Raw genomic sequence first — 22809 nt, 5'->3', positions numbered from 1 at the left:
ACCGCCCACGCAATCCCACACCATCATGCAGACGCTCACCATGACACCCCCATCGATTGCCATCATCGGAGCAGGCCTCGCCGGCCTCTCCTGCGCACGCCAGTTGCATGAAGCTGGCCTCAGCACCACCGTTTTTGACAAAAGCCGCGGCCTGGGTGGCCGCCTGTGCACCCGGCGCGGTGACAACTGGCAGGCCGACCACGGCGCACAATACTTTACCGCCCGCGACCCGGCCTTCCGCCAGCAAGTGGCGCACTGGCTAGACGCCGGGGTGGTGGCCGAATGGCAGATCACCCCGGCAGTGCTGGGTCAGCCAGGCAGCAGCACGCTGCAAGATCAGCACGAGGCCCCGACACGTTATGTCGGCCAGCCCGGCATGTCGGCCCCATGCAAGGCACTGGCCGATGGGCTGAGCGTACGCAGCCAGCACACCGTTTGCCGCCTGCATCACAGCGTAGCGGGCTGGCAGCTGGAAACCGTCGAACACGGCCTGCTGCCCGAACTGTTCAGCCAGGTGCTGGTGGCAATACCTGCGCCACAGGCAGCAACCCTGCTGGCCGATAGCCAGCCCGCATTGGCCGCCGTGGCAGCAGCGCAGCCCATGCTGCCTTGCTGGACGGTGATGGTTCAGCCCGAGGCTGACTTCGCGCCCGGCTTTGCTGCGGCCTTTGTCAATGCAGGCCCGCTACGCTGGATTGCCCGCAACGACAGCAAACCCGGCCGCAGCGGTGCGCCGTGCTGGGTGCTGCAAGCCAATGCCGACTGGAGTGCTGCTCATCTGGAGCAGCCTGCCAGCGAGGTGGGCGAGCAGCTGCTGGACGCATTCCGCGCGCTGGGCGCCCCTGCCTGCACGGTACTGAGCAGCCATCGCTGGCGCTATGCCGATTGCCACGCCAGCCAGCACGGCAGCGTGTGGGATGCCGCCAGCGGCATCGGTCTGTGTGGCGACTGGTTGCACGGCGGCAAGGTGGAAGGTGCCTGGCTCAGCGGCCGTCATCTGGCTGCCAGCGTACTGGGTGCCTGGCAGCCGTGAGCGTCGGGGTGGTCTGGTTCAAGCGTGACTTGCGCCTGCACGATCACGCTGCCCTGACGGCTGCCAGCCTGGCCGGGCCGGTGCTGTGCCTGTACATCATCGAGCCCGGGCTGTGGCAGCAGCCGGATGCCTCCAGCCAGCACTACCACTTTGCGCTGGAATGCGTGCAGGATCTGGCGGCCTCGCTGGCAGCCCGTGGTTTGCCGCTGCTGATCCAGGTGGGCGAGGCAGTCGAGGTGCTGGCGCGCCTGCATGCCGCCATGCCGTTTGACGCCCTGTACGCACACGAGGAAACCGGCAATGGCTTTAGCTATCAGCGCGATCTGGCCGTAGGCCGCTGGTGCCTGCAACAGCGAGTGCAATGGCAGGAATTCGCCCAGACCGGCGTTATCCGCCGTTTGCGCTCGCGCGATGGCTGGGCCGCACGCTGGACGCAGTTTGTCAGCCAGCCCTGCCTGCCGGTGCCCGCGTTGCAGGCCGCGCCCTGCCCGCTACCCATCATGACCGCACCCGGTGCCGACAGCCTGGGCATTTTTCCGTTTGACCCGCCACAGCGCCAGCGTGGCGGCCGTCGCCGTGCCATTGCGGTATTACAGGACTTCCTGCAACAGCGCAGCGCGCAATATCGCGGCGGTATTTCCTCGCCGCTGTCCGCTCCCACTGCCTGCTCGCGCCTCTCCCCTTATCTGGCCATGGGTTGCCTCAGCCTGCGCGAAATCGTGCAAGCCACCCACCGCCAGCTGCAACGCCTGCCAGAGGACAGCACACGCCAGCGCAAGGGCTTGCATGCTTTCATCAGCCGCCTGCACTGGCATTGTCATTTCATGCAGAAGCTGGAATCCGAACCGGAAATCGAATGGCGTAACATGCACCGTGGCTACGACGGCCTGCGCGAGACGGAACATGACGAGGCCCGCTTGCAGGCGCTGATGCAGGGCCGCACCGGCTGGCCGCTGGTGGATGCCTGCGTGGCCATGCTCAATCACACCGGCTGGCTGAACTTCCGCATGCGCGCCATGCTGGTTTCGGTAGCGGCCTACCCGCTGTGGCTGCACTGGCGGCCGGTGGGGCTGTGGCTGGCGCGGGCGTTTCTGGATTACGAACCCGGCATCCACTGGAGCCAGCTGCAAATGCAGTCCGGCACCACCGGCATCAACACCACCCGGGTGTACAACCCGGTAAAGCAGGCGATGGATCACGACCCGCAAGGCCGCTTTGTGCGCCGCTGGCTGCCGCAGATGCAACTGGTGCCGGATGGCTGGCTGTTCGAGCCGTGGAAAATGCCGGACAGCCTGCGCCAGCAATACGGTCTGATCGGTGAGCAGGCGCTGCCAGCACCGCCATGCGAACTGGAAAGCGCAACGCGGCTGGCCAAGCAGCGCCTGCATGCCTGGCGCAAGCAGCCGGAAGTAAAGGCCGAAAAAGCGGCCATCGTCGCGCGCCATGGTTCGCGCCAGCGCCTGCCAGGCAAGCGTACCAACCGACGTCGGCCAGACGTGCAACAGCAGCTGGGTTTGCCGCTGAACTAGCCAGTCAGGGCCTGCAAGAACAATCACTCCGCACGTTTACTGGCCGTGTGATAAGTAGAAGCCCCGATGACAACTGCCATCAAGTACGGGTAAGGTGGCCGTTCCTCCTTTGTAGACGACTCTTTTCCCACGCCAGGCGTGGGATTTCTTTGTCCGCCATGCCAGTACTTGTCATCAACACCAGCAACAGCCTGCCCGGCCTGTCACTGCCCGACTTCGAATCCGTCAGACGCATTCCGACCGGCACGTACGATATTGTCGGCCGCTGCATCGGCCCCTGTGGCGGCCCGATGTGGATTCTGCGTCAGGGCGAGGATGCCTGGTTGCTCGATCAGGCATTTTACGAATGGCTGCTGGAACAGCAGGCACAGGAACTGCAACCCGCCTGAGCGGCATGGGCATCCTCAGCGACGGATGGCCAGCACCAATACGCCCAGCGCCACCAGGCCAATACCCAGCCATTCCCGCAGGCCGGGGCGTTCACCCAGAAACAGCACGGCAAACACGGCCACCAGTACCAGACTGAGCTTGTCCACCGGTGCCACCTTGCTGGCTTCGCCCAACTGCAAGGCGCGGAAATAACATACCCAGGACGCCCCCGTTGCCAGCCCTGACAGGCCCAGAAACAGCCAGGTCTGGCCCGGCAGCTGCAATGGATTGCGCCACTTGCCGGTCAGCCAGACAAAGGCTGACAGCACCAGTGCAATGATGCCGGTACGGATCAGCGTGGCCAAATCCGCATCGACATGGCGCAAGCCGGCCTTGGCCAGAATGGCTGTCAGCGCGGCAAATACGGCGGACAACAAGGCCCATGGCAACCAGCCAGCCATCACGTTTCTCCCTGAGTTTGATGTGCGAACCGGACTGGCCGGTAAAGGATTGCAGGCGTACACTGACGCCCGGTTCATCATTTCAACGACTCACCCGCCATGACATCGGCAAAATCCGTCAGTCTGCTTGTCCTGCTGCTGCTTGCCTTGCAAGCAGGCCATCATCAGGAAAGCAAGTCGCTCAATCCGCTGCAGCCAAGACTGATCAAGAATATCCTGCGCATGCGCTAGGGTGCGGTAATCTTTTCGCCTGCCAGCCAGGCGACACCGGCCGCTGGCTGCTCCAGCGCCCACAGCATGGCACGGGTCAATTCCAGCGGTGCCATTGAAAGACCTGCCTGACGATAGCCCTGTGCCGTACCAGCCTGCAGGGCTTCGGCAGCCAGCGTGATGGCCAGATCCTGCGGAATGTGCTCAGCGCCCTGCTGACAAGCCTCTGCCGAAAAGGAATGCGCCTTGCGACAATTGGCCGGGCGCCATGGATAGATGCTGCACATGCTGTCTTGCAGGAATACGCAAGGCAAGCGCGGGGAAGGTTCCCCGGCATTTTCCAGCCGGGCCAAGCGCTGCTGCAGGCCTTGCAGCAAGTCCTGACGTCGCGCCGCAGGCCAGTCTTGCAGGCAGGCGGCCAGGCGCAAGGCTTCCACCGGGCTTACTTCCACCCGCACATGACAGCAACTGGCACAGCCCGGCTGACATGCGGGTTTCTCCCCACGCAAGGCGGCCTGGGCGACGGTCTTGTCGACGGCCGCATGCAAAAAGCCCACCACGTGCAGCGCTTGTGCCAGTTCCGGGCGCTCGCCCAGCTCGCGCGCCACCCGCTGGCCTACCTGGATAATGGAGGCTTTCAGTGCCGCCTGCTCCTGTTCACCCAACTGCATGCCTGCCCTCTTTTCTGACCCACCACCAGCGGATGCCGGCGCGAAATGCTTCCCGTTTGATCATGATCATCCAGTATGCGCTTGTCACATGCCAGTACTTTGCCTCGGGATTACACTGTTGTTCATGGCATTCAAACGATTGTTTCAATATGACAGAAGCAGAAATCATTCCGCTGATCAATTCCCTTGAGCACGCCCCGGACCGCGCCATGCTGGCGGAACTTGCCCTGCTGCTGGGTTCGGCCTACCAGTGCGGTGAGCTTGGCCTGGCCGACCTGCACCGGCTGAGTGCACCCGGTCGCGCCGTGTTCAACCAGTTGTGCGAACTGATCGCCAGCCTGCAACCGCATGGGCTGCGCGCTGAAACGGTAAACCGGTTGCAAGCCATGCTGGGCTGTCGCTGAAACTTAAGATTTGCTTAAGCCTCTCTTGCCAACATGAGAATGGGGAATGGTCCCCACTCTGGAGATTTCACATGTCACTGTCGTTCAATCCGGCGCTCAGCAGCGCCACCTACCCTGTCTCCCGTAGTACTGCCGCGCCGCAGCCCAGCGCAGCCCGTGACAAGGATGGTGACAATGATGGCAGCACGTCTGCTGTCGAAGCGGCTGCACCGCGCGCCATCAGCGCAACCATCGGCAATCGCATCAATACCACGGCCTGAAGCCAGGCTCCCTGTCCGGCACATGCCGGGCAGGGTTTTGCAAAATCAGGCGGAGGCCGGATCAGCCTGCCGCTGTGGCACACTATCTCGCAAGCGCGGCCAGGCCAGGGTCAGCAGCACACCACGCATGGCCATCAGCACCAGTAGCGCCGCCCAGATTCCGTGATTACCCAGTCGTGGCTGCAACAGCCACAGGGTGGGCACATAGGCAGCAAAACTCAGCAGCATGCCATTGCGCAGCACTGCGGTACGCATGGCACCCATGAACACCCCGTCCCAGAAAAAAGCCCAGATGCACACAGGTGGCAGCAACACCAGCCACGGCCAGTACGGTGCCGCCAGTTGCTGCAATTGCCGGTCCGGCGTCATCCAGGGCAGATAAACCCTACCCAGCAAAGCCATGCCCAGTGCCAGCAGGCTGCTCCAGCCCAGCGACAGCCAGGCACAGCGCCGCACCACCAGGCGCAATCCGCTCCGGCTTTGCGCACCGATGGCATGCGCGCCATGCACTTCGGCTGCCACGGCAAAGCCATCAAGCAAGCTGACACACACCATGAAGGCCTGCAGCAGCAACTGGTTGGCAGCCAGGGTCAGGCTGCCCAGCTGACCGGCACTGCGTGTCATCAGGGCAAAGGCCAGCGTCAGCAGCAAGGTGCGCAGCATGATATCCAGATTGGCAGCAAACAATTGCTTCCATGCCGCAGCGCCACCGGCTTGCGCCAATGCCTTGCGCCAGCGCGGCCATGCCACATGGCGCAGCATGATGCGGGCGGCCAGCATGCTGCCCACGGCCTCGGCGATGGCCGTCGCCCAGCCGGCACCGGCCACGCCCCAGCCCAGCACGCTGACCAGCAGCACAGCCAGTACCGCATTGAGCACATTCATCAGCACTTGCAACACCATCACCTGACGCGACAGCCCCAGGCCCAGCAGCCAGGCAAACTGCGCATAGGACAGCAAGGTAAACGGTGCCGACCAGATACGGGCCGCATAGTAGTCGCGGGTAAGCAGCGCCACATCCGGCGGAGGGGCCAGAAAATGCAATGCCAGCCACAGCAAGGGCTGCTGCAGCAGCAACAGGCCCATGCCACCCAGCAACGCCGCCAGCATCGGCCTCAAGCCGGCAAGCACCACTGCTTCCGGGCTTTGCTGGCCGGTAGCCTGCGCCACCAGACCGGTAGTGGTAAAACGCAGGAAACTGAAGCACCAGTACAGCACGGTGAAAATGCTGCCACCCACCGCCACCGCTGCCAGCGCCAGCGGGCTGCCAATGCGCCCCAGCACCGCGCTATCCACCAGCCCCATCAGCGGGGTAGCCAGCGCGGCCAGCATCACCGGAATGGCAAAGGCAATCAGTTGACGGGTGGAGGGGGAATGATAGGGCTGCTCGGCAACAGGCATCAGGGGAAACTCGGGTAAAAGCGCATGGTATCAAAGCACAGCACGCTGCGGCAGCTGCCATGTGCTGGCCATGAAATGAAAAAAGCACCCGTTACAGGGTGCTTTGCGGATCAGCCAAACAAAGGACTCAGGCTTTTTTGACGAACTCGGATTTCAAACCCATGGCGCCAATGCCGTCGATCTTGCAGTCGATATCGTGATCACCATCCACCAGACGGATGTTCTTGACCTTGGTACCTACCTTCACCACCAGTGAGGAACCCTTCACTTTCAGGTCCTTGATGACGGTGACGGTATCGCCATCCTGCAGCAGATTGCCATTGGCATCGCGCACTTCACGGCCCTGTTCTTCGCCAGCCGCTTCGGCCTGGGCCGACCATTCGTGTGCGCACTCCGGGCACACCAGCATGGCGCCGTCTTCATAGGTGAACTGGGAACCACACTGGGGACAATTGGGCAAACCGCTCATGCTGTACCTTGCTAAAAAATCAGACTGAATCAACACCACTCGCCACCGGCAAATGGCACAAAAGCCCGCTATTGTACGCCAGCACGGTAACAAGTTCACCTGTTGACAACAGGGTCAATGCGCCAGGCGGTGGCATTGACTCAGCGCGGAGCCTGTCGCCGGAAGGCCCACCACCCGGCCAGCAGGGTAAAGCTGGCCACCAGCACCACCAGCACCCAAAAGCCATGCGGGTGATTGGCAAGTGGCACCCCACCCACGTTCATGCCGAAAAAACCGGCCACGATATTGATGGGCAGGGCCAGCACCGTCACCAGCGTCAGGGTGAACAAGGTGCGGTTGGTTTGCTCGTTCAGCTTGGCTGCCAGTTCTTCTTGCAACAGTTTGATGCGTTCCACCAGGGTGGCCAGGTCGTTGAGCACCAGCGAAAATTCTTCGGTGGATTCGCGCAGGGCCTGCACATCCGGCTCGGCCAGCCAGGCCGGTGGCCGGTTCAGCAGGCGAAACAGCGCCCCCGGTTCCGGGGCCAGCAAGCGCTGCATGCGCACCAGGGTACGGCGCATGCTGGACAATTCGGCACGGTGATCCTGCAGATGCTCGGCCAGCAGGCGATCTTCCACATGGTCCACCTTGTGGGTGTACTCCCGCACAATGGCCGCCATCACATCGGCTTGATCCTGCATCAGATGAAACAACAATGACCGGGCCGACGGAAACACCTCGCCCGCCTTCACTGCCGCACGCAAGCGGTCCACCGAGCGCAAGGGCCTCACCCGTGCAGTCACCAGCAAGCGGCTGCCCGCCGCCACCCACAGGGTAGCAACATCGGAAGTCACCACGCCAAAACCCAGTGCCACATCATTGATGACGGCCAGCAGCATGCCATCCACCGCCTCGATACGGGTGGAGCCTGCCCCGGCATGCAGCATTTCGGCAAAGTCCTCCGGCAAGGCCAGATTGGCACGGATCCAGCGCTCGCAAGCCACGTGCGCCAGATTGAAATGCAGCCAGACAAAGCCCTCGGCGGCTGGCGATGTGTCCTGCAAGAAGGCCAGCGCCTGCTCCGAACCGATAGGCTCACCGGCCTGATCCGGCAAAAAACGGAATCCACTGATCAGACCAACCTGATCAGCGCCATAACTTGCACTGGCAATCGACAGGCTCATTACTGACATCACTCTCTCGTTACACCAGCAATGGCATGCCGGCAAGAAGCATATTGTTTAGCGGCAAGGATAACACCCCATCCCGACATGTTTCGCGACAGGCAGATGACAGTGCACGGCGGGACAAAACCAATTCGTAGAAATTTCCTGACACTTGAAAAGAAATAACCACATCATCATTAGGAATTTCTCTCTTAATCCGGCAGCGGGTAATTCCTAAACTGGCCCTGACCTATTGCGGACATCGCTGTCAACCATTCATTCGATCAGGAGAGACCATGAAACGCATTGCAATAGCTCTTGTTAGCATCGTCATGACCGGCCCGGCATTGGCCAACAAGTTGCATCAGCAACAACCGACCGCCAGCGAAGTACAAGCATGGAAGGCTGAGCAGCAAAAACGCAAAACTACCCAAAAGTCCAGTGACAAGAAAAATACAGCATCCGCACCTGGCGGCAAGGTCAACATTTCCGTCGGCGGGCACGGCCACAACAACTAGGCACGTGGCATCTCGCTGATTCCAAGCGTATTTCATGGCGCGGCCAACTGGCTGCGCCACCCAAACACATACCCCAGACCAAGCCAATCAGCGCCATCACTTGCACTGGCAATCGACAGGCTCATTGCTAACTTCTCTCTCCGGACAAGGGTCATCACACCGGCCCGCAGCAAGGCTCAGGACCGCGGGCAAGCATACCATCAGCCCTGGCCACGCTTGACGACAATCCCGTGACAATGCGCGCAGCCAGCCTTGTTCTTCATGGCCTTAAGCGCTGGACAGGTCGTGAAAATTCTTATGCCTCAACAGGATAAATAATCAACTCAATCAGGAATGGGCCGGTTAATGGCCCACTGGATAATTCTTAGACTGGCACACGTTCAATCCTGAACATCAACACCCAGAGCTGACCAGTCGAGGATCATCACATGAAATTCTCCGCCCTTGCCATCATCGCCACCCTGATTGCCACCCCGGCACTGGCCAACAAGCTGCACCAGGAACAACCGACCGCCAGCGAGGTAAAAGCCTGGGAAGCCGATCAGGCCAAGATCAAGAAGCAGGAAGCCAAGAAGAAGAAACAGCAGAAGCACAAGAAGGCCAGCGCTGCTGCCAGCACGGAATCCAAGAAAGACATCGGCCGCCGCGAAGACACCAGCAAGTAAGCCACACGGGGTGCCTGCCAACGCAAGCACCCTGACATTCCCGGCAAGTACCCCTCCTCCGTCATCCCCCCGGCATCACGTCCAGTCACAGTGCAGTCAGCACCGTCGGCAACAGTTCAACACATAATTTGATCAAATCATTTGGCAAGTACGGAAGGTCTGGGCTAGAATCGTCTGGCATGTGCAAAATATTAAACGAAAAAGTTTAACGAAATGCCACAAACCAGCTACCCAGAATCCTACTATGCCGCCTCTGCCAAACCGGCCCCGTCCCGTCCGGCACTGCAAGGCGATATCGAAACCGACATCTGCATCATCGGTGCAGGCTATACCGGTCTTTCCACTGCCATTTCCCTGCTGGAAAACGGCTTCAAGGTTACCGTGCTGGAGGCCGCCAAGGTTGGCTTTGGCGCATCCGGCCGCAATGGTGGCCAGATCGTCAACAGCTACAGCCGCGACATTGATGTGATCGAACGCAGCGTCGGCAGCAAGCAGGCCAGGCTGCTGGGCGACATGGCCTTTGAAGGCGGTCGCATCATTCGCGAACGCATCACCAAATACGATATCGACTGCGCGCTGAAAGATGGTGGCGTGTTTGCTGCGCTGAGTGAAAAGCAGATGGGACATTTGCGATCACAAAAGGCATTGTGGGAACGTTACGGCCACAAGCAGCTGCAACTGCTGGGCAAGGACGACATGCGTGGCATCGTGGCAACCGACCAATACATCGGCGGCATGCTGGACATGAGTGGCGGCCACATCCACCCGCTGAACCTGGCACTGGGTGAAGCGGCAGCAGTAGAAAAGCTGGGCGGCGTCATCTACGAACAATCGCCGGCCCTCAGCATCGAACGCGGTCAGCAGCCGGTGGTAACCACCCCGCAAGGCCGGGTCAAGGCCAGGTTCCTGATCGTGGCCGGCAATGCCTACCTGGGCAATCTGCTGCCGGAACTGGCCGCCAAATCCATGCCTTGCGGCACCCAGGTCATCACCACCGAACCCCTGGGCGATGAACTGGCTGCCAGCCTGCTGCCGCAGGACTATTGCGTGGAAGACTGCAACTACCTGCTGGACTACTACCGCCTGAGCGAAGACAAGCGGCTGATTTTTGGCGGCGGCGTGGTCTACGGCGCACGCGATCCGGCCAATATCGAAGCCATCATCCGGCCGAAGATGCTGAAAGTATTCCCGCAGCTGGCCAATGTGAAAATCGATTACGCCTGGACCGGCAACTTCCTGCTGACGCTGTCGCGCCTGCCGCAGGTTGGGCGCATTGGCGACAATATTTACTACTCGCAAGGCTGCAGCGGTCACGGCGTCACCTATACCCATCTGGCCGGCAAGATTCTGGCCGAGGCACTACGCGGCCAGGCCGAACGGTTTGATGCCTTTGCCACCCTGCCGCACTACCCCTTCCCCGGCGGCACCCTGTTCCGGGTTCCGTTTACCGCCATGGGTGCCTGGTACTACTCGCTGCGCGACAAGCTGGGTATCTGAACAGTTTGCACTCGCACCATTCAGGGGCTGCCGACAGGCAGCCCTTTTTCATTCCCCGACATTTACTGTTTTTAACCTTGTTTGCAAAAGCAAACATTCTTTGACCTGTCTTGCCGCGCGGGCGGCTGCCGCCCTCGGGGATAATACGCGCTACGAGCATGATTCCGTCATCCTCCATCCTCAAGGCAGAGCAAGACAAGATGAGCAACGCATCCATCACCACCACGGCCGGTCCGCTCGACGTACAGAACATCGTCAGTCAATTGATGACGGTGGAAAAGCAGCCACTCACCACCAGCCAGGGCAAGCTGAAAACCTTCAACAGCAAGCTCAGCGACATCGGCCAGGTCAGCTCGGCCCTGTCGGGTTTGCAAACTGCCGTCAGCGGCCTGTCGTCCACCAGCTTCCTGCATACGCTGAAGGCCAGCAGCTCGGACCCGACCGTCGCCACGGTAGACACCAATGGCACGGGCGTTCCCGGTAATTACCAGTTGAATGTGGAGGAGCTGGCCAAGCCGCGCCAGCTGGTATTTGACACCGGCGCGGACGGGCAAGCCCTCAGCAGCACCAGCACCGCACTGGACAATGTGCCCGACAGCCTCAGCCTTGAAGTAGCCGGCAGCACCACCACCGTGCAATTGCGTGAGCCGGTCAGCACGGTCACCAACAGTGACGGCACCACCACAAGCACCACGCCAGCCAGCGTCACCCTGCAGGACATCGCCGACAAGATCAATGCCGCCAATGCCGGGGTCAATGCCTCCATCGTGCAATACAAGAGCAATTACTCGCTGGTGATTGCCGCCGCGGAACCGGGCTCGGACAAGGCATTCAGCATTACTGCCGGCGGCAGCGACAGCAGCCTGAGCGAAAACAGCAGCAACACGCTGGCCGGGCTGCAGCAAAGCGATACCGCCATCAGCGAATCCAACGACGCCATCGACGCCTCGCTCACCGTCAACGGCGTTTACGTATCGTCCAGCAGCAATACCGTCAGCGATGTCATTGGCGGTGCCACCCTCAGCCTGCAAAAAACCGGTGAAGCCAGCATCAGCATGACGCAGGACAACAGTAGCATTGCCAGCAAGCTGCAAGGCTTTGTCGATGCGTACAACAAGGTGCAAAGCACGCTGGACAGCGCCGCCAGCGGCAGCATGAAGGGCGACGCAGCACTGACGTCCATTCGCAACCAGCTCTCCGGCGTGCTGCAAACGCCGGTCAGCGGGGCCGACCCGGTCAGCTCCTATGCCTACCTGTCCCAGGTGGGCATTGCCATCCAGAAGGACGGCACCTTGTCGCTGGACCAGACCGCCTTCAACAAGGCGCTGAGCAGCAAGCCTGCCGCCGTGGCCAATCTGTTCGGCAACAGCAGCAACAGCGGCTTTGCCGACCGCTTCAGCACCACCATCAATAATCTGCTGGGACCTGCCGGAATCATCATGACCAAGCAGCATGACCTGAACCAGAATGTCACCGACGAAACCACGCACCAGACACAGCTGCAAACCAAGCTGAGCGACAAGCAGGCCAACTACCTGCACCAGTACACCACGCTCAATGCCACGCTGGCCAAGATGCAGCAATCCACCAGCAATCTGTCCGGTCTGATGGCCGGGGTCAGCGCCGCCGGTTCATCTTCCGGCTCGGGCAGCAGTTGATCCCGGCCACGCTCACGCGTCAGCCAGTTGTTTGACAATGTGTGACGGACTTAACAGTTGGCAACATCTTTTAACCGGGGTTTGCCATCAAGACCTCCCTGCTTCCGCCCGATAATGCAGACAGAGCCAGCCATGGCCTGTCTGCCCGATGGCGGACAGCAAGGAGAACATCATGAGTTCAGCATCCATCACCACCACCGCCGGTCCGCTCGACGTACAGTCCATCGTCAGCCAGCTGATGAGCGTGGAACAGCAGCCACTGACCGACAGCCAGAACAAGGTTTCCACCTACAAGACCGAGCTGAGCGACATGGGCCAGATCAGCTCTGCCCTGTCCGCGCTGCAAACCTCGGTCAGCAGCCTGTCGTCCGGTGCCTTCCTGCAAAGTTTCAAGGCGACAAGCTCCGACAGCACCATTGCCTCGGTCACCACCAGCACCGGCGGCATTGCCGGCAGTTACCAGTTGAATGTGAGCAAGCTGGCACAGTCCCGCCAGCTGGTATTCGATGAAAACAGCAGCGGCCAGCCCATTACCAGCGCTACCACCGCCATCAGCGGCGTGCCCTCCTCGCTCACTTTCAGCGTGGCCGGCACCAGCACCACGGTAAAACTGAACAATGGTGGCAGCGGCGGTGAAAGCCTGCAGAACATCTCGGACGCCATCAATTCAGCCAATGCCGGGGTCAATGCTTCCATCGTGCAGTACAACGGCAATTATTCGCTGGTGATTGCTTCGGCCAATTCCGGCTCGGCCAATGCCTTCAGCGTGACATCCGGCGGTACTGACAGCGGCAATACCAGCGGCAACACCCTGGCCGGCCTGCAACAAAGCAGCACGGCGGCCACCGAGTCGTTTGCCGCCAGCGATGCCCTGCTCACGGTCAATGGCGTCAATGTGTCATCCAGCAGCAATACCCTGACCGGCGTCATCAATGGCGCCTCGGTGAATCTGGAAAAAGCCGGACAAGTCACCATCGGCATGAGTCAGGATACGTCCGGCATTGCCACCACCCTGCAAGGCTTCGTCGATGCCTACAACAAGGTGCAAAGCACGGTGAACAGTGCATTCAGCGGTGACATGAAGGGCGATGACTCGCTGCTATCCATCCAGGACCAACTATCATCGGTTCTGCAGACACAGGTGGCAGGTGTGGATGCAACCACATCATTCGCCTATCTGTCACAAGTGGGCATCAGCCTGCAAAAGGACGGCACGCTGGCACTGGACCAGACCGCCTTCAACAAGGCGCTGACCAGCAACCCAAGCGCAGTGGCCAATCTGTTCGGCAACAGCAGCAGCACCGGCTTTGCCGACCGCTTCAACAGCACCATCAATAATCTGCTGGGGCCGACCGGCATCGTGGTGACCAAACAGAACGACCTGAACCAGAGCGTTACCGACGAAACCAGCCACCAGACCGAAATACAGACCAATCTGGACGCATTGCGTGCTTCCTATCTGCAGCAATACACCACGCTGAATGCCACGCTGGCGCAAATGCAGCAATCCACCAGTAATCTGGCCGGCTTACTGGCCTGAAGCAGCTTGGCACCCGCCAAGAAAAACGCCACCTCGGCCAGGGCGGGTGGCGTTTTTTATTGGTAAAGACAGGAGAATCAACCCAGCAACTGGTTGCCGTTGATGGCATTCATCAAGGCCAGCCCCCCCAGCACCACAAAAATCAGCGATGCAACAATATGCACGGCCTTGGTGGGCAGGCGGTCGGCAAAGCGGCTACCCAGGTAGATGACCGGCACGTTGGCCAGCATCATGCCCAATGTGGTGCCAGCCACCACCGGCAGGAAGTCATGAAAACGCGCCGCCAGCGCAATGGTCACCACCTGGGTCTTGTCGCCCATTTCCGCCAGGAAAAAGGCAAACACGGTGGTGGCAAACACGCCCATCTGGCGCTTGGGCATGACGATTTCGCCTTCATCCAGCTTGTCCGGAATCAAAATCCAGCCAGCCATCAGGGCAAAGGAAGCAACGACAGTCCAGTTGAGGATATTGGGACTGAGCGCGGTGGACAGCCAGGCCCCCACACCACCGGCACCGGCATGATTGACCAGCGTGGCCAGCAAAATGCCAAGAATGATGGGAACAGGCTTGCGGTAACGCGCCGCCAGAATCAGGGAAAGCAGTTGGGTCTTGTCGCCGATTTCGGCCAGGGCTACTACACCGGTGGATACCAGAAAAGACTGCATCAAGTGTTCTCCATGGCCGGGACGCGAAAACGAGTGACCGCAATGCGTCCCGGCCATGCAGAGCATTACGGTCAAAAGTCTCGCCAAGTCTCGGACCACGTGTGCCATGCCGGAACCGGCAAGTCTGTTGACACACGTCCCTCTCGCATTCGGAGGGCGGCTACTCCCTGATGACGGGTGGCATTGTAAACGAGTCATGCCATTTGGCAAGCCCCTTGCCCTGATTTTCGCCATGCGCCGGGCCATGCAGCTGCCCGGCCATGGCCACCACGTTTAGCGCGCCGCCCAGGCGTTGAAACGCTGCTCCAGGTTTTCGCCGTGATCCACCCAGAAGCTGCTGTCTATCGCCACGCCCTGCTTCAGGTTTTGCGGCGCGGTAGGCAGATTGCCCAGCAGGCCCTTGTCGATCAGCGCGGCCGCCTTGCGGTGACTCACCCCGTAGCTGATGCCCTTCACGTATTCGGCCTGCGCCCCCGGCTGGCTGACAAAGGCCAGGAACTTGTAGGCGGCATCCAGATTGGCGCTGCCCTTGGGAATGGTCCAGTAGTCGTAATCGTAGATATTGCCGTTCCACACCATTTGCAGCTGTTTGCCACCTTCCTTCTGCGCCGCGCTGATGCGCCCGTTATAGGCCGAACTCATCACCACATCGCCAGCGGCCAGATACTGCGCGGGCTGGGCACCGGCTTCCCACCACTGGATATAGGGCTTGAGCTGGTCGAGCTTGGCAAAGGCACGATTCAATCCCGCCGGGGTATTGAGCACCTTGTACACATCATGCGGTGCCACACCGTCTGCCATCAGGGCAATTTCCAGCGTGTACTTGGCCCCTTTGCGCAAGGCGCGCTTGCCGGGGTATTTCTTCACGTCCCAGAAATCCGCCCAAGAACGCGGGGCAGTCTTCAGTTTGTCGCTGTTATAGGCCAGCACCGTACTCCAGGCGTAGGCTGCCATGCCACAGGCCTGGGCGGCACCGGGCAGCAGTTCTGCAGGCTTGATGATGCGGCGGTAGTCCAGCTTTTCGAACATGCCTTCGTCACAGCCGCGCAGCAGGTCTGGCGATTCGACATCCAGCACGTCCCAGCTCACCCGCTTGCTGTCTACCATGGCACGCACCCGTGCCATTTCACCGTTGTAATCGCCACTCACCACCTTGATGCCGCTGCTGGCGGCAAAGGGCTGGTAGTAGGCTTTTTGCTGGGCTTCCTTGTTGGCACCACCAAACGACACCACGGTCAGTTCGGTAGCCTGGGTGGCAGCGCTCAGCAATACGCAGCCCAGTACGGCTGCAACACGACAATGCTTGAATGTGGGCATGGCAAATCCTTACAGGAGACGCAGCCAGGTGGGCGGCTGCAAGCACACTGTAGGGACAGCCCGGGGCATTGGTAAAATAGCTTTACCTTGTCAACTGCATCGGTTTTTGCGATGCACCAAAACCGCGCTCAACCCAAACGGCTGATGCTCTGCTCGCACAGCGAGACAAAGGCCTCGGCGCGGCGTGTCAGGCGCAGCTCTTGCGGCCACGCCAGCACGATATTCAGCGCAGGCACATCCTCCACAATCGGCAGGTACACCAGGGCATCGCCAGCATAGGACTGCCGGGTTTGCGGGCGCAGATTCAGCAGCGCATAGCCGTTACCTGCCGCCACCAGGCCACGCACCAGTTCAAAACTCACGGTCTTGTGGCGCACCCGTGCCTCCAGATTGTGCAGACGGAATACCGACAGGAAATACTCGCGACTGTGTGGCAAATCCAGCAACACCATGGGCAAATCGGCCAGATCATGCAGTGACACCGCCGTTTGCGTGGCCAGCGGGTGATTGGCCGGCAGCACGGCGTAAGGCAAGACGGTTTGCAGCGTCTGCCGGTACAGGCTGGGTGCCAGATCCAGGTCGTACAGCAAGGCCAGCTCGGTCTGCCCGCTGAGCAGTGCCTGCTGCAACTGGCCGGTATCGCCTTCGTGCAGCTGTACCGTGATATCGGGGTAGGACTCGCGCATGGCAGCCAGCAGGCGCGGCAGAAACAGGGGCGCAATGGTGGTGAAGCAGCCCAGCTGCAACTCTCCCTGCAGGGACTGGCTCAATGCGCTGGCATGCAGACTGAGGTCGTCCGCATGCGCCAGCAGGTTGCGCGCTGCCGCGACAAAGCTTTGCCCGGCGGGCGTCAGCGACACGCCCTTGGCATGGTGGCGAATGAAAAACTGCAGGCCGAACTGCTCTTCCAGCTGGGCGATGGCGCTGGAGATCCCCGGCTGCGAGGTGTACAGGGCATTGGCTGCCGCAGTGACACTGCCGTGGTCGGCCACCGCCACCAGATAAGCCAGCTGCCGCAGGGTATATTGCATAATATTTATCTATCCAGCAGAAAAAATAATAATATTTTCGGTATTCAATGTCGCAAGCTAGATTCGGCTTGTCAACCGACACACCACGCAAGCTGCCTTGCCCAAGGCGTAACGCAAAAACAATGCCCGGCCGCCGCAATCGGCATGGCCGGGGTGTAAACTGACGCACGGCCCTTGCCTGGCCGCCACACCGCATGCTGCGGTTTCATGGAAAGACGTTTGATGGAATCCCTTACCCTGCTCAACACGCTGACCGGTTTTGACACCACCAGCCGGCTGAGCAATCTGCAGCTGATCCGCTTTGTCAAAAACTACCTGGCTGGCTATGGCATCAGCAGCCACATCGTGGAAAACGAAGACGGCAGCAAGGCCAATCTGTACGCCACCATCGGCCCCACCGACCGCCCCGGCGTGATGCTGGCCGGCCACACCGACGTGGTACCGGTAGATGGCCAGACATGGCACAGCGACCCGTTCCAGCTGGATATCCGCGACGAGCGGGCGTATGGCCGCGGCACGGCTGACATGAAAGGCTTTCTTGCCAGCGTGCTGGCCCAGGTGCCGCAACTGGCGCAAAGCCAGCTGCACACGCCGGTGCACCTGGCCTTCACTTACGATGAGGAAATCGGCTGCATCGGCGTGCGCCGCCTGCTGGAAGTGCTGGGCGGGCTGCCAGTCCTACCCGCCATGGGCATCATTGGCGAACCGACACAAATGAAGCTGGTGGCCGCCCACAAGGGCAAGACTGCCTGGCGGGTGACAGCGCGGGGGCACGAAGGCCATTCCAGCAACCCGACGGCCGGGGTGAACGCAGTGGAATACGCTGCCGAACTGGTCAGCTTCATCCGCAGCCTGGCCCGGCAGCGACGCCAGCACGGCCCGTTCGATCCGCTGTACGAAGTGCCTTACAGCACCCTGCACGTCGGCACCATGCAAGGCGGCACCGCGCTGAACATCATCCCCGCGCACTGCCAGTTCGACTTTGAAATCCGCCATTTGCCGGAAGACCCGCCGCAAAGCCTGCTGGACGCCATCCGCAATCATGCCCTGCAGGTGCTACAGCCGGAAATGCAGGCGGTGGACCCCGACTGCGGTTTTGGCTTCACGGAAAAAACCAGCTATCCGGGTTTGCTCACTCCGCCGGATGCCCACGTCGTGCGCTTTGTGCAGGATCTGCTGAACGACCACACCCCGCCACGCAAGATTGCCTTTGGCACCGAAGGCGGGCTGTTTGCCGAACGTTGCGGTATTCCTACCGTGGTGTGTGGCCCCGGCGACATCGCCCAGGCGCACCAGCCGGACGAATGGCTGGCATTGGAGCAACTGGCCGCCTGCGATGCGTTTTTATCACGACTGGGCAGCCAGCTCGCCAGCCGCTGAGCCTGTCGCATGACAGCAACCGGCCCGTCTTTCTGCACAAGGAAGCCGGGCCGTTTTTGCCCAACAGTGTTATCCTCTGCTGCCTTTGCCGACAGGAGCCCGCCATGGCCTTTTGCAGCAGCTTCAGCCCACAGGATCAAGAACCCGGCGCCGAACAGCTGGCGACGCAGCCCGGTCCGCTGCTGCTGGAATTCGGTGCGCCCTGGTGCCAGTACTGTCAGGCGGCGCAACCATTACTGGCCAGCGCCATGCAACAGTATCAGGACTTGCCGCACCTGAAGATAGAAGACGGCAAAGGCCGTCGCCTCGGCCGCAGCTTCCGGGTCAAGCTGTGGCCCACGCTGGTGCTGTTGCAAGACGGACAGGAAGTTGCCCGACTGGTACGGCCCGACAGCCTGCTGGCGATCCAGCAATTACTGGCCAGCCTGCCCGCCACGCCGCGCACATCCTGAATACCGCCCGTCGCCGCCAAGCCCCATCTGCGGCGGGCCGCAGCAATCAATGAAAGCCATGCAGTTGAATACCACCCCCATGCAGACGTCCACAGCCAATGCGTCGCCACGCGTGTTGTCGCTCATCCCGCCGATGACGCAGCTGAACACGCCCTATCCGTCCACCGCCTATATCACCGGTTTTCTGCGCTCGCGCCAGGTCACCGCCTTTCAGGAAGACCTGGCCTTGCAGCTGGTATTGCGACTGTTTTCGGCAAGTGGCCTGCAAGCCGTGCGCCAGCAGCTTGACGCCATTCCACCGAAAAAACGCAGTGCACAGCTGCACAGCTTTGTCGGCCAGTTCGAGCGCTACCTGGCCACCATCGGCCCGGTTATTGCCTTTTTGCAGGGGCGTGACTCCACCGTGGCGCACCGCATCTGTGGCCGCAATTTTCTGCCCGAAGGCGAGCGTTTTGCCGCGCTGGAAGTGTATGTGGACCCGGACGACCCCTATGGTGGCGACCCGCTGGCCTGGGCTTTTGGCGCACTGGGTCAGCAGGACCGCGCCCGCCATTTGGCCACGCTCTACCTGAATGACATTGCCGACGTACTGCGCGAAGCGGTGGATGAGCGTTTTGAATTCGTGCGCTATGCCGAATCGCTGGCCATGAGCCAGCCCACCTTCGACCCGCTGGCGCGGGCGCTGGCCGGCAAACCCACGCTGGTGGACGACACCCTGCAACAGCTGGTGGAAGAAGCCATTGCCCGGCATCAGCCGGACATCGTACTGCTGTCGGTGCCCTTCCCCGGCTCGGTGTATGCAGCCTTCCGCATCGCCCAGACCATCAAGGCGCGCTGGCCGGCCATCCGCACAGTGCTGGGCGGCGGCTTCGTCAATACCGAGCTGCGCGAACTCAAAGAAGCACGGGTATTCGATTATTTCGACTTCATCACGCTGGACGATGGCGAAAAACCTCTGCTGGCCCTGCTGGAACACCTGCAAGGCAAACGCTCGACATCCCGACTGGTACGCACCTTCGTGCGCGAAGACGGCGAGGTCCGCTACATCAACATGATGGAAGCCGACATCCCCTTCGAGGAAGTCGGCACCCCCACCTGGGATGGCCTGCCTATCGACCGCTACCTGTCCTTGCTGGATATGCTGAACCCCATGCACCGGCTGTGGAGCGACGGGCGCTGGAACAAGCTGACCGTGGCACATGGCTGCTACTGGAAAAAATGCAGCTTCTGCGACGTGACACTGGACTACATCTCGCGTTACGAAACCGCCTCCGCCAGCACGCTGGTGGACCGTATCGAGGCCATCATTGCCGAAACCGGCCAGACCGGCTTCCATTTTGTCGACGAGGCCGCACCACCCAAGATGCTGCGCGCGCTGGCCGAAGAACTGCTACGCCGCAATGTGTCCATTTCCTGGTGGGGCAATATCCGCTTCGAGAAATCCTTCACGCCGGAGCTGTGCCAGTTGCTGGCGGAAAGCGGCTGCATCGCCATTTCCGGCGGGCTGGAGGTGGCCTCGGACCGCCTGCTCAAGCTGATGAAAAAAGGCGTGTCGGTGGAACAGGTGGCGCGGGTGACACAAAGCTTTACCGAAGCAGGCGTGCTGGTGCATGCCTACCTGATGTACGGTTTCCCCACCCAGACGGTGCAGGACACGGTGGATGCACTGGAATACGTACGCCAGCTGTTTGATACCGGCTGCATCCAGTCCGGCTTCTTCCACCGCTTTGCCTGCACCGTGCATTCGCCGGTAGGCCAGAACCCGGAAGAATACGGCGTCACCCTGCAACCCTTGCCGCCGGTCAGCTTCGCCAAGAACGATGTCGGCTTCATCGACCCTACCGGCACCGATCACGACGCCATGGGCAAGGCGCTCAACAAGGCCTTGTACAACTTCATGCACGGCATCGGGCTGGATCAGGACGTACGCAACTGGTTTAGTGGCCGGGTCCCCAAGCCACGCGTGCCACGCAACTTCATTGCCCGCGCCCTGGGGTGAAACAGCATTGACCGTGCTCGTGCCGCCCCCCGGTCGGCCACTCCTCTTGGACAGGGAAAATGCTGAACGATTAGCGGGAAGATGACTCCAAGCAGCTGTTGCACGCGCAACAACTGCCCTTCCCCGCTACCGTCCAGTCCCCAAGGAGAAGCACCATGTCATCCAACGACAAGTCTACCCAGCCAAATCAGACTGCCGGCGTGGATATCACGCTGAAATTCCTGCAAGTCTCGATGAACAACGTCGAACAACTGGTCAATTTCCAGATCAGCACCAGCCGCGAGCATCTGGATACTTACGCCAAGTCACTGCACGCGCTGAGCCAGGCCAGCACGCCACAAGAAGCCATCAGCCAGATCAGCGACCTGGCCAAAGCCAATGCCAACCGCGCCATGGAGTGCTCTGGCGAATTTTGCGGCATCCTGTCCAAGGCACAGGAAGACTTGCAAGGCCTGGCTCTGGAACATCTCTCCAGCATGCAAAACTCCTTGCAAGGCATGGCCAGCTACCTGCAACCCCCGGCCAATACTGGCGACAAAAAGAAATAAGCTTTCACCAAAGCAAACAGCCCGCCATCCTGCCGGATGTGCGGGCTGTTTGTGCTTGACTGAGCAAGGCCTGTCAGACTGGCTTCAATCGTCGCCAAAGTCCGCAGCAGCGGCTTGCTCGTCTGCCTGCTTTTGCTCTTCGGCCAGCCGGGCCTGCCACTGCTCTTCGGTCAGGCCATGGCTACCATCACAATAGTCGCGCCGGCCACAGCCACAACGACCGATATCGGCCGGATTTGCCTGTACTCGCATTGCTGTCTCCTGTTCATCCCTTGCCTGCAGCCATCTGCATGGCAGTAACGGGACGGCTGCAGAGACTACCCCGTGCCGCCCGGATATTCAACGGTAACGATTGATTATCCGCCCTGCTTCGCCACTGACACGGATTCTGGCCACACCAGCAGCAACATCCCGGATTACCGGATGTGCCACGGTTTCAACGCCCTGTTTTCAGTTGCGTCCACAAGCGGTTCTGCAAGCGCAGGATATCTGTCGGCAAAGGTTGCAACAGGAACAGCGTCTGCATTACCGCGGGCGGCGGGTAGATGCCGGCATCACTGGCAATGGCTGGCTGCACCAGTTTGCGCGCCGGGATATTGGGCGTGGGGTAGAACACCTTGTTGGTGATGCCGGCCGCCACATCCGGCTGCAGGATATGGTTGATCCACTGGTGCGCCGCTGCCGGGTTGGGCGCATCTTTCGGAATGGTCATCATGTCCACCGAAAACGGCGCGCCGCTCTTGGGAATGACGTAGGCAATCTGGTAATGCTTGCCGGCATCTGCCGCCCGGCGCCGGGCAATGCCGATATCGCCCGACCAGCCTACCGCCAGACAGACATCGCCATTGGCCAGGTCATTGATATAGCCGGAAGAATTGAACTGGGTGATATAGGGGCGGATTTTCTTCAGGGTTTCAAACGCCGCCTGATAATCGGCCGGGTTCTTGCTGTTCGGGTCCTTGTGCAGGTAATGCAGGGTGATGGCAAACACATCGCTGGCCTGATCCAGCATCGATACCCCGCAACTCTTCAGCTTGCCCAGCCGGGCCGGGTCGAACAGCAGGTCCCAGCTATCCAGTGGCGCATCGTTGCCCAGCGCCGCCTTCACCTTGTTCAGGTTCAGCCCCAGCCCGTCGGTAAACCAGGCATAGGGCACGCCGTATTTATTGCCAGGGTCGGCACTGGCCACCATTTTCATCAGCTGCGGGTCGAGATTGGCCAGATTGGGCAGCAACGCCTTGTTCAGCGGCTGATAGATGCCGGCGGCAGCCTGACGCGCCATGTAATTGGAGGTGGGCACCACCACGTCGTAACCGGCGCGGCCGGTGAGCATTTTGGCCTGCAGGGTGTCATCGCTGTCGTAGACATCGTATTTCACCTTGATGCCGGTCTGTTTTTCGAAGCCGGCGATGGTTTGCTCGCCGATATAGTCCGACCAGTTGTAGACATGCAGCTCGGCCGCCTGGGCGGTGAGGCCAAGACAGCAGAGCGTGGCGGAGGCAAGACGGCGCAGGGTGGGTGTGAAGCGCATGATGGTGAAACTCCTGTAGTGCGGACTGGCAACACCCGTCCACCGGCCAGGCTGAC

General features: G+C 60.7%; 25 protein-coding genes and 1 riboswitch. Of the genes, 15 read left to right on the top strand and 10 right to left on the bottom strand.

The genetic code is table 11. From position 1 onward, the window contains the following. Positions 1–40: 40 nt before the first annotated feature. From DKK66_RS16440 to DKK66_RS16430, 3 genes are all read left to right on the top strand, one after another. Complete coding sequence (locus DKK66_RS16440) at positions 41–1033, top strand: NAD(P)/FAD-dependent oxidoreductase (RefSeq protein ID WP_131359794.1); 993 nt, start codon at positions 41–43, stop codon at positions 1031–1033. Beyond that, positions 1030–2562, top strand: a complete 1533-nt coding sequence (locus tag DKK66_RS16435; RefSeq protein WP_131359792.1) for an FAD-binding domain-containing protein — start codon at positions 1030–1032, stop codon at positions 2560–2562. Before DKK66_RS16440 ends, DKK66_RS16435 begins: the two co-directional genes overlap by 4 nt. 158 nt (positions 2563–2720) lie before the next feature. After that, complete coding sequence (locus tag DKK66_RS16430; RefSeq protein ID WP_131359790.1) at positions 2721–2951, top strand: hypothetical protein; 231 nt, start codon at positions 2721–2723, stop codon at positions 2949–2951. A 15-nt stretch (positions 2952–2966) separates the two neighbouring features. Here DKK66_RS16430 and DKK66_RS16425 read toward each other — a convergent pair whose 3' ends face one another. Further along, positions 2967–3392 carry an EamA family transporter gene (locus tag DKK66_RS16425; RefSeq protein ID WP_131359787.1) on the bottom strand — a complete coding sequence of 142 codons (426 nt, stop codon included), beginning with the start codon at positions 3390–3392 and terminating at the stop codon, positions 2967–2969. Between the two features lie 99 nt (positions 3393–3491). Here DKK66_RS16425 and DKK66_RS20610 point away from each other — a divergent pair, with 99 nt between their 5' ends. Then, positions 3492–3623 carry a hypothetical protein gene (locus tag DKK66_RS20610; RefSeq protein WP_255434165.1) on the top strand — a complete coding sequence of 44 codons (132 nt, stop codon included), beginning with the start codon at positions 3492–3494 and terminating at the stop codon, positions 3621–3623. Here the strand turns inward: DKK66_RS20610 and DKK66_RS16420 are convergent. Continuing rightward, entirely contained in the window at positions 3620–4273 is a 654-nt protein-coding gene (locus DKK66_RS16420) for a YkgJ family cysteine cluster protein (RefSeq protein WP_131359785.1), read from the bottom strand. The two genes, DKK66_RS20610 and DKK66_RS16420, sit on opposite strands and share 4 nt — an antisense overlap. 149 nt (positions 4274–4422) lie before the next feature. On the opposite strand from DKK66_RS16420, the gene DKK66_RS16415 reads away from it, so the two are divergent. Together DKK66_RS16415 and DKK66_RS16410 are read left to right on the top strand one after the other, a co-directional pair. Then, positions 4423–4677, top strand: a complete 255-nt coding sequence (locus DKK66_RS16415; protein WP_131359783.1) for a hypothetical protein — start codon at positions 4423–4425, stop codon at positions 4675–4677. A gap of 71 nt (positions 4678–4748) precedes the next feature. Continuing rightward, positions 4749–4937 (top strand): hypothetical protein, encoded by a 189-nt coding sequence (locus tag DKK66_RS16410; protein ID WP_131359781.1) that lies wholly within the window; start codon positions 4749–4751, stop codon positions 4935–4937. A 45-nt stretch (positions 4938–4982) separates the two neighbouring features. On the opposite strand, the gene DKK66_RS16405 is transcribed toward DKK66_RS16410, so the two are convergent. The 3 genes from DKK66_RS16405 to DKK66_RS16395 form a co-directional block, all read right to left on the bottom strand. Beyond that, positions 4983–6338 carry an MATE family efflux transporter gene (locus DKK66_RS16405; RefSeq protein ID WP_131359779.1) on the bottom strand — a complete coding sequence of 452 codons (1356 nt, stop codon included), beginning with the start codon at positions 6336–6338 and terminating at the stop codon, positions 4983–4985. 127 nt (positions 6339–6465) lie between these two features. Further along, entirely contained in the window at positions 6466–6807 is a 342-nt protein-coding gene (locus tag DKK66_RS16400; protein WP_045847365.1) for a zinc ribbon domain-containing protein YjdM, read from the bottom strand. Between the two features lie 140 nt (positions 6808–6947). Then, positions 6948–7979: a transporter gene (locus DKK66_RS16395; protein WP_242673510.1), complete on the bottom strand. Its 1032-nt coding sequence runs from the start codon at positions 7977–7979 to the stop codon at positions 6948–6950. 269 nt (positions 7980–8248) lie between these two features. On the opposite strand from DKK66_RS16395, the gene DKK66_RS16390 reads away from it, so the two are divergent. The 5 genes from DKK66_RS16390 to fliD (DKK66_RS16370) all read left to right on the top strand — a co-directional run bounded on the left by DKK66_RS16390 (position 8249) and on the right by fliD (DKK66_RS16370) (position 13830). Further along, on the top strand, positions 8249–8470 hold the full coding sequence (locus tag DKK66_RS16390) for a hypothetical protein (protein ID WP_131359777.1): 222 nt from the start codon (positions 8249–8251) through the stop codon (positions 8468–8470). Positions 8471–8898: 428 nt separating this feature from the next. Further along, positions 8899–9135 (top strand): hypothetical protein, encoded by a 237-nt coding sequence (locus DKK66_RS16385; protein WP_131359775.1) that lies wholly within the window; start codon positions 8899–8901, stop codon positions 9133–9135. Between the two features lie 213 nt (positions 9136–9348). Next, positions 9349–10632, top strand: a complete 1284-nt coding sequence (locus DKK66_RS16380; RefSeq protein WP_131359774.1) for an FAD-binding oxidoreductase — start codon at positions 9349–9351, stop codon at positions 10630–10632. 200 nt (positions 10633–10832) lie between these two features. Continuing rightward, complete coding sequence (fliD, locus tag DKK66_RS16375) at positions 10833–12290, top strand: flagellar filament capping protein FliD (protein ID WP_131359772.1); 1458 nt, start codon at positions 10833–10835, stop codon at positions 12288–12290. Positions 12291–12462: 172 nt separating this feature from the next. After that, positions 12463–13830, top strand: a complete 1368-nt coding sequence (fliD, locus tag DKK66_RS16370; RefSeq protein ID WP_131359770.1) for a flagellar filament capping protein FliD — start codon at positions 12463–12465, stop codon at positions 13828–13830. 77 nt (positions 13831–13907) lie between these two features. On the opposite strand, the gene DKK66_RS16365 is transcribed toward fliD (DKK66_RS16370), so the two are convergent. From DKK66_RS16365 to DKK66_RS16355, 3 genes are all read right to left on the bottom strand, one after another. Continuing rightward, positions 13908–14498 (bottom strand): TMEM165/GDT1 family protein, encoded by a 591-nt coding sequence (locus DKK66_RS16365; RefSeq protein ID WP_045847370.1) that lies wholly within the window; start codon positions 14496–14498, stop codon positions 13908–13910. A gap of 8 nt (positions 14499–14506) precedes the next feature. After that, positions 14507–14676: riboswitch (yybP-ykoY riboswitch) on the bottom strand. Positions 14677–14768: 92 nt separating this feature from the next. Beyond that, complete coding sequence (locus DKK66_RS16360) at positions 14769–15812, bottom strand: ABC transporter substrate-binding protein (RefSeq protein WP_045847371.1); 1044 nt, start codon at positions 15810–15812, stop codon at positions 14769–14771. A gap of 128 nt (positions 15813–15940) precedes the next feature. Continuing rightward, complete coding sequence (locus DKK66_RS16355) at positions 15941–16843, bottom strand: LysR family transcriptional regulator (RefSeq protein WP_045847372.1); 903 nt, start codon at positions 16841–16843, stop codon at positions 15941–15943. Positions 16844–17065: 222 nt separating this feature from the next. Between DKK66_RS16355 and argE the strand changes: the two genes are divergently transcribed. The 4 genes from argE (at position 17066) to DKK66_RS16335 (ending at position 21222) form a co-directional block, all read left to right on the top strand. Beyond that, a complete protein-coding gene (argE, locus tag DKK66_RS16350; RefSeq protein WP_062787887.1) occupies positions 17066–18223 on the top strand; it encodes an acetylornithine deacetylase in 1158 nt (385 codons plus the stop codon). Positions 18224–18327: 104 nt separating this feature from the next. Beyond that, a complete protein-coding gene (locus tag DKK66_RS16345) occupies positions 18328–18675 on the top strand; it encodes a thioredoxin family protein (RefSeq protein ID WP_131359768.1) in 348 nt (115 codons plus the stop codon). 58 nt (positions 18676–18733) lie between these two features. Continuing rightward, positions 18734–20674 carry a radical SAM protein gene (locus DKK66_RS16340; RefSeq protein ID WP_242673509.1) on the top strand — a complete coding sequence of 647 codons (1941 nt, stop codon included), beginning with the start codon at positions 18734–18736 and terminating at the stop codon, positions 20672–20674. 155 nt (positions 20675–20829) lie between these two features. Continuing rightward, complete coding sequence (locus DKK66_RS16335) at positions 20830–21222, top strand: phasin family protein (protein WP_062787882.1); 393 nt, start codon at positions 20830–20832, stop codon at positions 21220–21222. A gap of 84 nt (positions 21223–21306) precedes the next feature. Here DKK66_RS16335 and DKK66_RS20230 read toward each other — a convergent pair whose 3' ends face one another. Beyond that, a complete protein-coding gene (locus DKK66_RS20230) occupies positions 21307–21474 on the bottom strand; it encodes a hypothetical protein (protein WP_156156973.1) in 168 nt (55 codons plus the stop codon). A 184-nt stretch (positions 21475–21658) separates the two neighbouring features. Then, complete coding sequence (locus DKK66_RS16330) at positions 21659–22753, bottom strand: polyamine ABC transporter substrate-binding protein (protein WP_131359766.1); 1095 nt, start codon at positions 22751–22753, stop codon at positions 21659–21661. Positions 22754–22809 lie beyond the last annotated feature (56 nt).

The organism is Aquitalea sp. USM4 (assembly GCF_004328945.1).
Lineage (GTDB): Bacteria > Pseudomonadota > Gammaproteobacteria > Burkholderiales > Chromobacteriaceae > Aquitalea > Aquitalea pelogenes.
Note: the sequence above shows the minus strand (reverse complement) of the source record. Positions and strands in the feature narration are given on the sequence as shown.

Coding starts and splice junctions, on each gene's coding strand:
- argE (WP_062787887.1), top strand. CDS start 17,066: ATGGAATCCCTTACCCTGCTCAACACGCTGACCGGTTTTGACACCACC.
- fliD (WP_131359770.1), top strand. CDS start 12,463: ATGAGTTCAGCATCCATCACCACCACCGCCGGTCCGCTCGACGTACAG.
- DKK66_RS20610 (WP_255434165.1), top strand. CDS start 3,492: ATGACATCGGCAAAATCCGTCAGTCTGCTTGTCCTGCTGCTGCTTGCC.
- DKK66_RS16420 (WP_131359785.1), bottom strand. CDS start 4,273: ATGCAGTTGGGTGAACAGGAGCAGGCGGCACTGAAAGCCTCCATTATC.
- DKK66_RS16355 (WP_045847372.1), bottom strand. CDS start 16,843: ATGCAATATACCCTGCGGCAGCTGGCTTATCTGGTGGCGGTGGCCGAC.
- DKK66_RS16330 (WP_131359766.1), bottom strand. CDS start 22,753: ATGCGCTTCACACCCACCCTGCGCCGTCTTGCCTCCGCCACGCTCTGC.
- DKK66_RS16425 (WP_131359787.1), bottom strand. CDS start 3,392: ATGGCTGGCTGGTTGCCATGGGCCTTGTTGTCCGCCGTATTTGCCGCG.
- DKK66_RS16385 (WP_131359775.1), top strand. CDS start 8,899: ATGAAATTCTCCGCCCTTGCCATCATCGCCACCCTGATTGCCACCCCG.
- DKK66_RS16340 (WP_242673509.1), top strand. CDS start 18,734: ATGCAGTTGAATACCACCCCCATGCAGACGTCCACAGCCAATGCGTCG.
- fliD (WP_131359772.1), top strand. CDS start 10,833: ATGAGCAACGCATCCATCACCACCACGGCCGGTCCGCTCGACGTACAG.
- DKK66_RS16400 (WP_045847365.1), bottom strand. CDS start 6,807: ATGAGCGGTTTGCCCAATTGTCCCCAGTGTGGTTCCCAGTTCACCTAT.
- DKK66_RS16360 (WP_045847371.1), bottom strand. CDS start 15,812: ATGCCCACATTCAAGCATTGTCGTGTTGCAGCCGTACTGGGCTGCGTA.
- DKK66_RS20230 (WP_156156973.1), bottom strand. CDS start 21,474: ATGCGAGTACAGGCAAATCCGGCCGATATCGGTCGTTGTGGCTGTGGC.
- DKK66_RS16395 (WP_242673510.1), bottom strand. CDS start 7,979: ATGTCAGTAATGAGCCTGTCGATTGCCAGTGCAAGTTATGGCGCTGAT.
- DKK66_RS16335 (WP_062787882.1), top strand. CDS start 20,830: ATGTCATCCAACGACAAGTCTACCCAGCCAAATCAGACTGCCGGCGTG.
- DKK66_RS16380 (WP_131359774.1), top strand. CDS start 9,349: ATGCCACAAACCAGCTACCCAGAATCCTACTATGCCGCCTCTGCCAAA.
- DKK66_RS16390 (WP_131359777.1), top strand. CDS start 8,249: ATGAAACGCATTGCAATAGCTCTTGTTAGCATCGTCATGACCGGCCCG.
- DKK66_RS16410 (WP_131359781.1), top strand. CDS start 4,749: ATGTCACTGTCGTTCAATCCGGCGCTCAGCAGCGCCACCTACCCTGTC.
- DKK66_RS16345 (WP_131359768.1), top strand. CDS start 18,328: ATGGCCTTTTGCAGCAGCTTCAGCCCACAGGATCAAGAACCCGGCGCC.
- DKK66_RS16405 (WP_131359779.1), bottom strand. CDS start 6,338: ATGCCTGTTGCCGAGCAGCCCTATCATTCCCCCTCCACCCGTCAACTG.
- DKK66_RS16415 (WP_131359783.1), top strand. CDS start 4,423: ATGACAGAAGCAGAAATCATTCCGCTGATCAATTCCCTTGAGCACGCC.
- DKK66_RS16430 (WP_131359790.1), top strand. CDS start 2,721: ATGCCAGTACTTGTCATCAACACCAGCAACAGCCTGCCCGGCCTGTCA.
- DKK66_RS16440 (WP_131359794.1), top strand. CDS start 41: ATGACACCCCCATCGATTGCCATCATCGGAGCAGGCCTCGCCGGCCTC.